The organism is Sporosarcina sp. FA9 (genome assembly GCF_051550205.1).
In the GTDB taxonomy this organism is placed as follows: Bacteria; Bacillota; Bacilli; order Bacillales_A; family Planococcaceae; genus Sporosarcina.
In genome coordinates this window covers 412238-426497 of record NZ_CP188819.1, presented here as the reverse complement: position 1 = coordinate 426497, position 14260 = coordinate 412238, and the positions used below count along the sequence as shown (strand labels likewise).

Sequence of the window (14260 nt, the reverse complement as noted above, 5' to 3'; positions counted from 1 at the left end):
ATTATCCCCCCATAATTTCGTCGTAATTTAACGAAGGTGCGATACTTTCAGCAAACTCAACTTTATACTTTTTAAACGATCGCTCCGTGTTCAAGCTCTTAATTTTAAAATCGAGCGCAATTGAGTCTCTTGATTTATTCGTGAAATTCAATCCACATTTTTCGTAAATCTTAGGATAATTTCCAGAAACAAATATGTAATCGCTATAGCTTAAATATTGGCGTAAGTTATTATCATCCGTTGTTGCAAAAAAGATGAATAACATATTCCATTCTGTCGCATTTTTCATAACGTTTAAAAGTTCACTAGGAATTCTTTCAATATTTTCGATGCCGCTAAACCAAAAAATATTTGTATCAAGCAATTGTTGAATGTTTTCATTTGGATTTCGTTTAAAAAGACAATAATAGTTAGATATCCATACTAATATTCTCAGTTTGGGCTTCCCACTAAATTCTTCTATTTTCAATTCAATATCCTCAATTGTTGAAATAGACCCAAATTCTTTTAGTGCTTCTTGTGCAAATCCTTCCCAATCGATTTTTGTATACTTTGAGAATTCCCGGAAATAGTTCACAAGAAAATCAGGAAATGTATTGCTTGTTTTATATGCTTCGCAAACGCTAATCGTTCGATAATACAAATTCATGATCTTTTTATAACCATCAAATGACTCGATTACAGTTGTATTTTCTAAGTCCTGTTCAATCTTATATTTATTACGTGCAATTGAATTTAATGAAATCAATGTATGACTCGTGTTTTCAGCTTTTGTTGATTTCTTAAAGTTAATGGCAAGCATCTTTTGAATGTAAACAAAATCGTCAATGTTTGGTGTTACTGAAATAATGTTTTTGTTTTTTCCACGTTCTATAAAGAATGTTTCCAAATCCACCTTGCGATTTGAATAAACGACGGATTCACCCAGCGTAATAATTTCTGTGTATCGCCCTGAGCTTGTACGGATAATTTCATCTTTTTTATTGTAAGCTGCATCAAGCGATAGCTCTAAATTCCCAATTTCATCACGAACTTCTTCCTGATAAAACTTATGCACTTTGGAGAATGAATAACCCGATGCAATAGCATAGTATTTCCCGAGATAATCGTAAAGGTCTAATTGACCCTGGTCTCCACTTACAATAACAGGTACTTTGAAGCGTTGATTTTGTTCCTCCTTACCCGATTTCACGTTAACCAATACTTCCCCAATGTCGAGATTCTCGGCAGCAGAATTTCCCAATATGGCCGAAGAAATCTCTCCCTCACAAGGTAATGCGAATCGGATTTTAAAGTTCGCAAGCGCCTTAGCCGAAAGAGCCCCAGACATTTCTTGGCTTGCAAATAATAAGTGGAAACCTGTTGCACGCCCAAGTTTCACGATTGATAATAATAGCTCATTAATAATCATAGATTCTTTCGGTGTTGCTTCTAAAAATAATTGTTGGAACTCATCGACCACAAATAAGACTCGTGGTAAAACGAGATTCGGATATGCCTTCCTAAAATCCTCGATTTTTTGAAATCCCAATCGTGCAAAAAATGTTTGCCGAGCGTACATAATATCAACTAAATAACTAAATAAAGAGACAACATATCGAATTTCACTTGTCGCAGCACAGGCATTTACATGTGGCGTTATAAACTTATTCATATATCTGCTTAGCTCAACCTTTTTGAAGTCGGCTAAATATAAGTCCAATTCCCAAGGAGGATATTCCGCTAATAAGTTAAGTAGTAAATTGTTAATGAAAACCGATTTACCTGATCCCGTACGCCCCACGATGACACCATGTACATTCTGATCGCCCATCTTAACTGCAAGCGGAGAACTTTTTTCCTCATTTAACAAGCCAGGTCTTAAATTAATACCTTTTAAAGTCGTATTGAACCACTTACCACCTTCGGGCTGTTCATTCACAGGGAAAACTTTAAAGTCTTTTAACCTACTCTCAAAATGCAGTAAGCATCTATTCTGATCGTCAGAAAAATCATCGAATTCCTTTATGAACGTCAGTGGCTCAGGGCATAAAGTTCTCGTTACTCCATTACCATACTCACATACACTAATATCTTCTTCAAATTTTTCCGGCCTGGATTCAAGTAGCTCCAACCAATCCTTTAAAAAACGATCATATGGCAATCTTTTTGCATGCTCTTTCTCTGCTTCCATATAATTTGATAGTACATCTAAAATACTTGACATATTTTCTTCGTATTCCTTTCCACCATATACTACGCATCAAAATACAACTTCATATTTAATAAAATCCGTTGTGCTAAGAATAGTTACTTTTCACAACATATCATTCGATAATTCACTAAATACATCTTCAGCCGATCTTTCAACCTGGGTTTTCAACTCTTCTACTACTGTATTCACTGAATCCGTATTTTGTCCTATTTTCTCTACAAATAATTCACGCTTTTCACCAACTATGTCCACATAATTACTAAATGCTGTTATCGCGCTAATCGCTGTCGAGGAAACCACGGGCTTAATCGTTAAAAAGACTTTATTTCCCTCTGCCTCATCTTCAATTTTAGTCATAAAAGTAGTTTTGATATCCTCTAAAACACCAATGGAGAGGCGTACAATTTCTTGTAAAACTTCATAATCGTCTTCAGATATTTCGGGTTCATCTGTGGCTCCGCTATAAACAGATTTTTTAATTGCAAACATGTCCTCAATTTGAGCCTTTAACTCACCTTGTAATCTTCTAGCAGTCTCAGTTGCAGCTTCGTCCTCTTCATCTAGCTGTCTTATAAACCCTACAAGGCTACCTTTGGATGTGCTCCACTCGTCAAATGCTTCATTTACAATCTTTGGCAAATCATCATTATAAAAATTAACAGCCTGTATCGTTAATTGAACAAGTGGGCGGAACTTTGTTTTTTCACAAATCTCATTCAGCTGGTCAGTGAAATTATTTACTTCCGCTTGAAGATCATTTAAAAAACTTGCGTAATTACCTAAAATTTCATTTTGACTTTCTTCTGTTAAACTGAATTTGTTCGTCATATTCAAACACTCCTACTATTTCTGTATTTTTGAAAAGCGTTTCTTTTAATATCAATTTCATAGTAATTACTTACTGGAACAACCGCTTTTAGATTTTTGAATAGTTTATCGCTATGTTTATTATCGTCGGTCTCTTGTTCAAAGGCTTCCCAGTCCTGCTTACTTACATAGAAAATTGGGATGAAGCCGTATTTATCGCCTTCTTTAGACGCTCTCCAAAACTCATCCGAAAGTTGCAATACACTACTAGTACTACCCTTTGGCGGGATTACAATTTGAGGTATGTAAAATGGATATATAGGATCGCCATCCGCAAACCTTTTCTTATTCAATACCGTAATGTCACCCTCTTGGCTCCTTGCTACTCGATTTGCCGATTGTTCAATTTGCTGTGTAAAATCTTTTATGTCCGCATTTGTATCAAACACTTTCAAAAAAGATTGGTAGCGAGGCCCTAAAAACTTCTTCGCTCCGGCCACAATATCAACAATAGATAACTTGACGAATTCAAAGTAATTTATACGGATAACACTTTCGATGATTGATTCTATCACTGAATCTATATATGTTGATTGCTGTGTAATTTGATTTTCGTCATTGTTGTAAAGAAGAACAAGCGGTTCCTTATAATGTTTAATTTCGTATATAGGCACAAACTCTTTTTCTTTTTTCCCAAGGACATATAACGTGTCTGATATAGCCCCTTCTGTCTCTTCCTTTAAAGGTCTAGACAACAATAGATCCTGACCATTTTCTAGCTGGGCTCTAAGTCTTTGAATTTCATTTTCGAGTTCATTTCTTTTCGAGTTCAATTGACTCAATTTATTATTGACGTTTGTAATTTCATCTTTTAATTCTCTCATTTTCATTTCATGGGATTTTAGTTCTTCCTTCTCCCATTCAATTTGGGGTGTAGCTTCAACTTTATGTAACTCTTCGTCTAACTTTACTTTAATTTCGTCCATTTGAAGCTCTAGTAAATCTTTGTCGCTTTTCAACTTTTCCTCTAGTTCTGCTTGTATCATACTAATTTGTTGCTTGAGTTCGGCACTATCCAACTCTTTCTTTTTTGAGTCCAGAAGCAATTGTCTTTGTTTTTCTTCCTCAATAAAAGTGTTTAAATTCTTCATTATATACATGAATTCTTTGCGCTGATTTAAATAAAGAAGCGCAATCAATGGCTTTAATATATAAAAATAGGCAAGCCCAATTCCCATAATTACTAGGATTATTGAAAATACAGAGAACATCAAACTTATGAGACTATCGCCAACAGAAAAAAGAATTGCAATAATAATAATCCAGTAAATTATGCTTACAAATAAGTCTTTGAAAGGCTTAATTAAAAACTTTAGCGATAAAAGTAGAGCAGCAAATATAGTTGCTGTTACGGAGCCAGTACTCTTTAGAATTTGACTCGCTTTATTTTCTTTCAATAGCATTTTCCCAGGTATTTTACTTGCAAATATCTCGGCAGATACAACGGATCCATCTACTGAGTTAATAACTTTTTCTGCTAAAGCATTCGGTAAATAGCTACTAATTATTCTACTTTCCTCTAGATATTTATCATTGTGCTTTATCAAGCTCACTAATTCATTGTTTTCCTTGGTAAATATAACTCCCTCTTCCACGTTTCCTTCTCTTTGAATAATCAAGATTTCATTTGTAGTTTCTGTAACTTTATCGCCGTAAATAACCTTAGTATTAGCAATATCATTTTCATATTTGTCCCGAGCACTAGAAACTTCATTTTCATATACTGTTTTAATTTCATTTCGTTTTACTTCTTTTTTATTTTGAACCATTCTTGGCAAACTTTCTTCGAATGAGCCTGTCACATTTTTAACCTGCGACCTAATTTTGCTTTGCTCCGATTCCTTGAACTCTATTGATTTCTGTAACTCTTTTAATTCTTCTTCAGTATTCACTAGATTGTTATATAATTTACTATACTTAAGTATTCCTTTTTCTTCTTTTAGATTTATCATCCTTATCACCTTCGCCTGTAGTCATTTAATCACCTTTGTAATCTGAATTAATAGATTTCTGGAAGTAAAGTTCGTTTATTCTTTTTATATGTAATCCTTTCAATTATTCTACTTAAACGCATTAAATTATGCGCACGAAACAGGACAGACTCTATTAACTATGGATCCTAATAGGTTATCTGGCCGTCCCCACATTAATGAGTAAATTATACCATATATACAGGAAATTAATCACATTTAAAAAGAAAGATCTTTCACAAATAAAGTGCGATATATAAGTCGATTCTACTTACATAAGATTAGAAATCTGGGCAATCGCGTAACCCATTTCATATGGGAATTGTGCTAGGACCGGGCTGTATTTCTATTAAATGAGGCATAGGATACAAATGAATAGGATAGGATACAATACAAATGAAAAAAATAGTAGAAGGGGTGCACTTATTGAAAGAGATTCAACTTCAGGAAATCTTAATTGCGAATCCAGGTCTAATCGAAGAAGGATGTAGATTTATAGAAAGCGAAGTTAATTTAAACGGACAGCGATGTGACCTTTTATTTTTGGACCGAAATAATAAGAAGCTCTACGTTGAAGTGAAATTGAAAGTAGATGACCGTTCAGTAGGACAATTGATTCGATACGATGGACTTGCAAACAATTCGGATGCTCGGTTTATGCTGGCAGGATTGTCGATTATTGCGGGGCTTAAAGAAGGAATTGAAAAACACGGATATGAATACAAGAAAATTAATCTTGATGAAACGATTTATAGTGAAGACAGTATTTTCGTTGAAAAGAAATTTCGACGAAATGAATCTCAATTTAAAACGGTTGAACAGCTTATTCAAACATTTAATTCAACTGAAAGACAAATGGCTAGGGAAATATTTGAGTACGCTCACAACCTTGAAGGGTCCCGTTATTATTTATCTGATGGTATTATGATCAAACGATCAACACGAATAAATAAGTTTTTATCAATTACTACAAAAGGGAATAGGGTACTCTTTCATGTTCCAATTAATATGAGAGACTCTGTATATGAACAGTTTAAGGAAAAGGAGAAAATCTACAAAGCGGTGGACCCAAGAGACATAAATCAGATTGATATAAAGTTAAAAGATATTGTTTCGTTGGATACTATGAAGGAGTTAGTCAATCTAGCTTTTTCTGAACGAGAATAAACTAGAGACGATTCATTGTGTACCATTCGAATACATGGAAAGACTCAGAGAATATTACTATTCCTGGGTTTTTTTCAGATTAAATCTTGTATTATATTATGCATGGGCACCCGATTACTAATATTCATTTGCTAAAGCGTTTAACAGAAAAAGCCCCCCGACCATATTATCGGTTGGAGGGTAATTTCATTCATTCACTTCTAAGGTTGTCTAATTAGTGTTTAAACTCTTTGGTGTACAAGCACGCGATTATTCATCCAATTGTATATTCGCAACGTTCTCACCGTCGCGAATAGCTTGTACGTTTACCGGCAAGTCCTTGTATTCTTTCTTAATTTCGTCTGCGTATCTTTCCGCAAGCTTCTTCGCATCTTCATCGTTCACTTCTTTTTCGAGCATCAGTATACCAATCGCTGTACCGCTTTGTTCATATACTCGGCCACCCATTACCCCTTCTTCGTCTTGGATCTTCTTCGTTAGAGCTTCATTTTCCTTCTCAGACTGAGCAGCCTCTTCTTTGTCAGTTCCTTGCTCTATTGGCGTTTTATCTGTTTTCAATTCCGATTTTTCTTTATCTGCAGAACAACCCGTTACAAGTAAAAGTGCACCTAGCACACCAATCATTATCTTCATTTTCATACGTCTCATCCTCTCATGATGTCGAATTCCTAGTGTAACAAAACTATATACATCAACACCATTCATGCCCCTTGAATCTATCAAATTGCTAATATTGTGTGCTTTCTAGTGCATAAATCTTGGGGTAATTTAGGTGATTAACTACTTCTCTACTCCCCAACTATTAAATGTGCATTTCTAATGGTTTTATTGAATGCTTCCATGCCCAGGTGCCCTTTATTAATCACTTGTCTATAATGTTACAGAGTAAGGGAGTGCCAACCGCCCATCTGCTTTATGCAACTGTTGTTCTTAGTACATCATAGTTGCAGAAGGGTTGGCAATGAACAGGATAGGGCTGTATAATACAAAGTAAGGATTGAAAAATGAACGTTTGGTGAAAGGGGGGATTTTGTACGTGAAGATTCAAAACCCGCACGACAAGTTTTTCAAAGAAACGATGGGGAATGTGGAAACCGCAAAAGATTTCCTCATGAATTATTTACCCGATTCGGTTATGCGAGTTGTGAACTTAGACACTTTGGAACCGCAAAAAGACAGTTTTATCAGCCCAGAACTCGAAGAAAGTTTCTCTGATTTGTTATTTCAAGTAGATATTTTAGGGAAAGAAAGCTATCTCTATTTTCTGTTTGAACATAAAAGCTATCCCGATAAAGGCCTCGTATTCCAGCTTCTGAAGTATATGGTTGAAATATGGGAAGCGAAAATGCACAAAGAGTATGTAAAGGGATTACCCATTATTATTCCGCTTGTCATGTATCACGGCACATCCAACTGGCGCACAGTTTCCAGCTTGGGAGAGATGCTACTTGGATACGATGAACTTCCCGAAGACTTGAAAATCTTCGTGCCAAATTTTGAGCACGTACTTTATGATGTATCTACTTATACGGATGAAGACATTAAGGGCAAAGCACAAACACGAATTTTATTGACGCTTCTACGCGATATTTTCACGAAAGACGGCGACAAATTGCAAGAATCTATACTTCGTTCGATTCACTATTTGAATGAATTGGAAGACAGGCAAACAGGGACGGAATATTTAGAAACAATCATACGTTACGTTTTGAGTGCCGGAAAATCATTAACTAAACACAATGTTAAAAAAATGATTACACAAATTGAAACGAATTATCCTGAGGGGAGTGAAGTAACTATGACAATGGCAGAAACTTGGATGGAAGAAGGCATGGAAAAAGGCTTGAAAAAAGGCATGGAAGAAGGCATGGAAAAAGGTATTTTAAAAGGTAGAGAAGAAGGCGGAGCGTCCGCTTTATCCGAAACGGCGATTCAACTCCTGACTGAAAAATTCGGCAAAATACCCCAAGATATGAAAGACGGCATTTCAAAAACGGATACTGCTATTTTGAAACTATTGTTAGTGAATAGCTTTAAGTTTCAAGAAATAGACGAGGCTCGAAAATACATTCAATAATGTAGTTTAGAAAGCCGCCGCTAACTACCTAAAAAACACTTATGGTATCATTATTGATTCCATAAGTGTTTTTCTTTTCGCAAAATATCCAATCCAACCTAAGAAATCCAGCCACTGACACCGTTTCACGAACTTCTCAACGTTTCCACCAAACTTCGCAACGTTTCCCCTAAACCTCGCAACGTTTACACAAAACTTCGCAACGTTTCACGAACTTCGCAACGTTCCCACCGAACTTCGCAACGTTCCCACCAAACTTCGCAACGTTTACACCGAACTTCGCAACGTTTCACGAACCTCGCACCGTTTCACGAACTTCGCAACATATTCCCCATAACCTCCCAACGGATCCCGTTCAGAAGGCAAAAAACCCCTTAACCTTAAAGGTCGAGGGGTCTTCTCTTTCTGCCACTTTTAACACCTAAAACTATTCTCTAACTAGAATAGTTGCAGGTACTGAAAGGTTGTTTCCAGCAGCATCTTTTATATTAAGCGTAGCGAGTCCTACTAGTGATAATCCGCTTCTAATGTTTTGTGGTGAGACATTGCTTTCCAGTCTTAGGACAACTGTCGTCACATTGGTTCCAACGGTCGTCGTAATTGTATCATTGGATGCAACAGTGGCTCCACCAATGAGAAGTGCAAAATCCGTAGTTCCTGCTTTCGTATGAACAGACTCAGAAAAAGTAAGTGTAATTTCTCTCGTGTCTGTCAGCTTGGCAGATGTTACAGTAGGTGCAACATTCTCTTTCAGTAGGACGGTATCGGTAAAGTAAGGCTCCATTGTTTTCGTAGAACCTAGCGCCTTAACGTTCTCGATTGTAATGTTGCGCGTTCCACTGAAAATATTGGAATCAGGTACGAGGTTAAGTACCGCCACTTGATAAGGGATTCCAGCCGTTACTGCTTGCCTCAACGTTACAGACTCAACAATTGCTCCGTCCACTCTGTAGTTCGCCGGATTGATTGCGGATGCTCCATCAACAGCATTGTTAAATGTAACATTTACTTTATTAGTATCATCCACATCTTGAGCCACGTTTGTTATTCCTACAACGATTGTGTTGCTCGGAGCCGCGTCTTCACCACGAGTGAAAGTCACTTTTGCTGGTGCTGGCAAGATGTCCGTATCGCTCGTTAATTTAACAAATCCTAAATCTAACGTATAAGTGACCCCTTTAATATCTGTAGTGGCCCCTCCCAAAAATGCATCCAATTCCACACGGACGATATTCTTGTTGTGATCGTCTTTACGAGTTGCTTTTGTTGCGGTAAAGTTCGTCGTGGGACTCGTTACATAGTCTTTTACAAATGTTCCCGATCCGCTAATTTTTGAATCGGCGTCAATCTTAATGTTTTTATCAAATATAAGTTCCAAATACTCTTTGCCGTCCGTGGCATCTTGAACAACAACACTGGCTACCATTTTAGGAGCATCTACATCTTTAACAAACGCAACGACTTGGCTTGTAGGCTTTCCTACTTCTCCACTTAAGTCGGTGAAAGAAGAGACTTCTACAACTGTAGCGCCGTCCAATACACGTGCGGCAGTGACAATATATACTTCAGGATTACTATCATCTTTGACAACAGTAGTTGCGTTCACCTGACCGACTTTCACATTAGGAGCCGAAACAAGTTCTTCGGAGAATCGAACTGCAAATGTAGTTGCACCCGTTTGAGTATATGAACTTACCGTTGGTGCTACTCCATCCGGTGAACCTTTTGAGAATGAAATCATTGCTGGATTGGGCGTTATTAAGTTACCCACTTGGTCTTGTGCGCCAATAAATGTAGCGACAATGTCTTTGTTTGCAAGTACGTTCGAAGCCATTGTAAAGACAACTTCATCCGCACCCGCAGCAATTCTTCCTGAAACACCTGTAACAGCTGACCCGTCCGCATATTTAAACGAGACGTTAGCGAAAGCCTTCATTGGTTCTGAGAACTTAACTTTTGTTTGTGAAGCTGAAATTCTTTCTACACTAATGATTTGAGGTGCTGTTTTATCGGCTGCAATCGTGATCATTTCGTCGTATTTGTCAATAGCTGTACCATCTATTGCCTTTACCCCGTCAATTAATACATCGTACCGTTTTAAGAGTACTTCTTTAGATGTGATGATCAAGAACTTGCCGTCTCCACTAAGTTCACCTGTAAGCGCCCCTACAGTGACCTTGTCCAAACTGCTTAACGTAACATTCGCTTTAAGAGCACCACTTTTACCATTCGTAAATAATGAAGCGGGATCAATTTTCGCGCTAAATGCAACTTTGACTTGTGTCGCATTAATCGACATTACTTCAGCTACAAAACGATCACCGGGCGCGAAGTCAAAGGTAACAGCAATCGTTTTTTCCATTGCTTCTTCGCCTTTAGTAAACGAAATTACATAGGTATCTTCAATAGGCCCCGCAACTACTTTTGAGAGTACACCTCTTTCAGCCGAAATGTTGTGAATGTTCGACTGAACTGCCGCTAGTTTGTTTTCCGTGCTTGCGTAACTTCCGCGCGCAACATTGATAATTCCAGAGTTCACTTGCTTAGCCACCGCTCTAATTGCCATAAGATCTTTATTTGCCAGTTCACTTCTATTGATAAACGTAGCCATTTGCCCACGCGTCACAAGTGTGTTCGGTGAGAATGTAGTGGCTGTCGTTCCAGTCGTAATTTCGTTGGAATAAAGAGTCCGGATAAATTCAGCATGCCAATCCTTAGTTTTAATATCTTTAAATGGAAATTCAGTAAGTTTCGCTTCTTTTAAATCGTACCCAAGCACGATGATCTTTGCCATTTGCGCTCTCGTTAAGTTCGCCGAAGGCTTGAATGTATTGTCTTCATACCCTGAGATGATGCCCGCTTCAACAAGCGCTGCGATATGTCCATAATACGGGTTTGTCTGACTTACGTCTGTGAATCCAGGATCTTTCACGTTTACGATATCCAGTTCCAAAGCAAGTGCCATAATTTTTGCAGCGTGCGCACGACTAATGTTTTGGTAGGGTCTGAATGTGCCATCCGCGTACCCGCTAATGACCTCTCTTTCAGCTAAATTCATTACACCTTCATAAAAGTAATGAGTTGAAATGTCTTTCACATCGGAAAATGACGGTACTGTCGTTTCGACCGCTTGTGTGAATGTAGGAACAGCCGCCACAAACGCCCCAGTTGCAACAGTTGTTGCTATCGCAGCCTTAAGCATTTTATAAGCATTGGATTTCTTCATTTTCAATAACCCCCGTAATAGTATAGTAGTCTTGCCATGAAATACTTTAATACCTCTAGGAATAGTTTACCATATCCCATATCCAGGGTGTTACCAATTTAACAGAACAATGCAATCCTTTTAGATACCCGAACTCATAAATATGCAGTGAAAAACCCAGCATTTGTCCATTTTTTTTAACTTGGGTACACTTCCTATACATTGCACATAGGATAATTTATAAGTTATGAAAGGATTGATAAAAATGTATTACGTTCCAAATATGTATCCATATCCTCATTATGTGAATTGGCCAATGTATAATCATGGCAGGCAATGCTATTGCCGGACTCTTCCTGTTGAGGTAGAAAGTTTTCCTCATGATGTCAGCACTTTACTAAGAGATTATGGAGCAGAACCGTTTGTCGTTAATATCAATCAAGCTGCAAAGCAAAACAATACGTACCGTACCGCTTTATGGACAGGAACACATTTGCAAGTTACCTTAATGAGTCTTAATGTTGGCGAAGATATCGGTTTGGAGATGCATCCTGACGTTGACCAATTCCTACGTGTTGAACAAGGTCAAGGTATTGTTCAAATGGGCAAGAATAAAAATAATTTAAACTTTGAAAGAAATGTCTATGATGATTCTGCAATAATGCTACCTGCTGGAACATGGCACAATCTAACCAATACAGGTACTATTCCGCTAAAACTTTACTCGATATATGCTCCTCCTAACCATCCATTTGGCACTGTTCATAATACTAAAGCAGATGCATTAGCTTCGGAAGAAAGCGACGGTCATGGCGACGGAAATACAGTTATTTCCGGGAGAACCCCAGATGAATGGATACAGTACACGGATTTTTTGGTAAATGAAGGATTAGAGGATGTTAAAAGAGGAATAAATGCTACACACATTCTTCAAGAATTTATTCTAATGGGGGTTCTTGTAGGAAAAGGATATTCTCCTGAAAAAGCATATGAAACAGTAGAGGAATGGGAACGTACGGGAGAATCCAAACTTCTTCAGCAAAGCAAAAATATGTAGAATAATTGTTTAGTTGCCGTGCAAGATGCAATTGTGACAATTCATCCGATTTTATAAGTATGCAGTAAAAACCCCAACCAAGGTGTCGTGCACAGGCAAGCTCCACTCCTAAAGTGAAACGTTCCTTTTTTCATTCTGGAAAAAGCGAAACTTCGCTATAATTAACAAAAGGATTGGAGGAATGTCCAGTGGGAAATGATCTAGAAAAAGTATTAACTACATTAAATAATATCGAAAACAATCAAAATGAATTCTCCAACAGCATAAATACCCTTGAGAACAATCAAAATCGCTTTGCCTCTGATTTAAAAAACTTAGATAAAAAAGTCGATGATCTAAACCTGTCATTTGTCGCTGGATTGGAGCCCTATTTCAACAACTTCGAAAAACAAATTGATGATATGTTTGATAAGTTATCTTCAAAAATAGAAAATCAAAAAAATGCCATTGATGTTCTTTCAGCTCGAAGCATACAACAAGAAGCCGACATCAACGTCTTGAACCGAGTCGTTAGAAATCAGTAAACTTATTTGCAACACACAAATGCCGAAAATTAATGTTCGGTGTTTTTTAATTTTCATTTCTACTAACAGTACCTTGCATTGAATAGTACTGTGTGATATATCATTATTCATTGGTACGTCTCATATAATGGTACTGCCTATTGATTAGTAGTGAATTCGGTGAGGGTAATTCCCGTACTGTTATCGGGGCTGGGGAAAATACGATTCGGTTGAAGTCGATAATGGGCGAATTACTGTTAGCTAAAAATATAGGCAGTACCCTATGTCAGTCAACTTCTGACGAGTGGTACTGCCTTTTTCATGAGTTACACTACTGGTGCTTCCCCGCCAAACGCTGCCCATTCTTCTCGGGACGGTCCATATACACCCGGCACAGGTAATCCAGCTTGTCTCATGAGCACCGTCATCTGACCACGATGATGTGTTTGATGCGAAGATAAAATACCGAGGACAGTTCCTACTGACCACTGTTCCCCGTACATGTCTTTCACTTCAGCTAGTGATTCGTCAGTCCACTGCCCTTTCATCGCCGCGACCATTCCTGCATTCGAAGTGCGATACGCTTCTGCAATTTCAGCTGCTGTTTCCGGAACTGATGCATCTTGAGGTGTCGCCTCGAACTCGAGACCTGCACGTGACATCATTTCATGAAGTGTCGTCGTAATATGCCAAGCAATCCGACCGAGTGTACGATCATCGGGTGACACTTCTTGTCCTAATGATTCGTCCGTAAGTGTGTCCAGTACTTTTTGTGTCGATCCACTTTCATGTCCCCAGTTTAAAAGAAATTCTTCAATCGTTTTATACATAATGAACCCTCCAATATTTTAAATATCCTTCTTCTAAAGTAATTCGCCAATTGTCCGTTGATATCCTTCTTCCATTTTCCGAACGGAAAGTGCGTGCCCACTAGTTTTTGGTGTACTGGTTGTACTGGTGACAGTCCCCTTTACAACTCGAAAACTATTCAGACAATTTAAACCGGAATACGAAAAACAATCTACAGAGATTTCTCTCTACTGGATCTTTCTTCTTATGTAATTTGTTCAGGGGACTGGTACGCACTTTTCAAATAAACACCTCAAAATTTAATTTTAGTTAACCACTTAAATTCACGAATGTGAACTAGGAATGTAAATACAGTAGAAACAGTAAGAATAGAAAAAGCCCCCAACCAATTTCTCGGTTAGAGGACAATC

10 protein-coding genes are annotated in these 14260 nt (G+C 37.7%); 4 read left to right on the top strand and 6 right to left on the bottom strand.

Features of this window, described 5'->3' with window-relative positions:
- Position 1: 1 nt before the first annotated feature.
- The 3 genes from ACP8HH_RS02115 to ACP8HH_RS02105 form a co-directional block, all read right to left on the bottom strand.
- The gene (locus ACP8HH_RS02115) at positions 2-2206 is read right to left on the bottom strand and encodes an FtsK/SpoIIIE domain-containing protein (protein ID WP_438315207.1); all 2205 of its coding nucleotides are present in this window, start codon (positions 2204-2206) and stop codon (positions 2-4) included.
- A 90-nt stretch (positions 2207-2296) separates the two neighbouring features.
- Positions 2297-3022 (bottom strand): hypothetical protein, encoded by a 726-nt coding sequence (locus ACP8HH_RS02110; RefSeq protein WP_438315204.1) that lies wholly within the window; start codon positions 3020-3022, stop codon positions 2297-2299.
- A 2-nt stretch (positions 3023-3024) separates the two neighbouring features.
- Positions 3025-5013, bottom strand: coding sequence for a hypothetical protein (locus ACP8HH_RS02105; RefSeq protein ID WP_438315201.1), 1989 nt, complete (start codon positions 5011-5013; stop codon positions 3025-3027).
- A 414-nt stretch (positions 5014-5427) separates the two neighbouring features.
- On the opposite strand from ACP8HH_RS02105, the gene ACP8HH_RS02100 reads away from it, so the two are divergent.
- Positions 5428-6198 carry an endonuclease NucS domain-containing protein gene (locus ACP8HH_RS02100; RefSeq protein ID WP_438315198.1) on the top strand — a complete coding sequence of 257 codons (771 nt, stop codon included), beginning with the start codon at positions 5428-5430 and terminating at the stop codon, positions 6196-6198.
- 249 nt (positions 6199-6447) lie between these two features.
- Here ACP8HH_RS02100 and ACP8HH_RS02095 read toward each other — a convergent pair whose 3' ends face one another.
- Positions 6448-6837, bottom strand: coding sequence for a hypothetical protein (locus tag ACP8HH_RS02095; protein ID WP_438315195.1), 390 nt, complete (start codon positions 6835-6837; stop codon positions 6448-6450).
- A gap of 397 nt (positions 6838-7234) precedes the next feature.
- Between ACP8HH_RS02095 and ACP8HH_RS02090 the strand changes: the two genes are divergently transcribed.
- Positions 7235-8275, top strand: a complete 1041-nt coding sequence (locus ACP8HH_RS02090) for an Rpn family recombination-promoting nuclease/putative transposase (RefSeq protein ID WP_438315192.1) — start codon at positions 7235-7237, stop codon at positions 8273-8275.
- 427 nt (positions 8276-8702) lie between these two features.
- Here the strand turns inward: ACP8HH_RS02090 and ACP8HH_RS02085 are convergent, their stop codons facing one another.
- Entirely contained in the window at positions 8703-11501 is a 2799-nt protein-coding gene (locus tag ACP8HH_RS02085; protein WP_438315189.1) for an S-layer homology domain-containing protein, read from the bottom strand.
- A gap of 226 nt (positions 11502-11727) precedes the next feature.
- Between ACP8HH_RS02085 and ACP8HH_RS02080 the strand changes: the two genes are divergently transcribed.
- Positions 11728-12537 (top strand): cupin domain-containing protein, encoded by an 810-nt coding sequence (locus ACP8HH_RS02080; protein ID WP_438315186.1) that lies wholly within the window; start codon positions 11728-11730, stop codon positions 12535-12537.
- A gap of 188 nt (positions 12538-12725) precedes the next feature.
- Entirely contained in the window at positions 12726-13061 is a 336-nt protein-coding gene (locus tag ACP8HH_RS02075) for a hypothetical protein (RefSeq protein WP_438315183.1), read from the top strand.
- Positions 13062-13366: 305 nt separating this feature from the next.
- Here ACP8HH_RS02075 and ACP8HH_RS02070 read toward each other — a convergent pair whose 3' ends face one another.
- Positions 13367-13870 carry a DinB family protein gene (locus ACP8HH_RS02070; protein ID WP_438315180.1) on the bottom strand — a complete coding sequence of 168 codons (504 nt, stop codon included), beginning with the start codon at positions 13868-13870 and terminating at the stop codon, positions 13367-13369.
- Positions 13871-14260 lie beyond the last annotated feature (390 nt).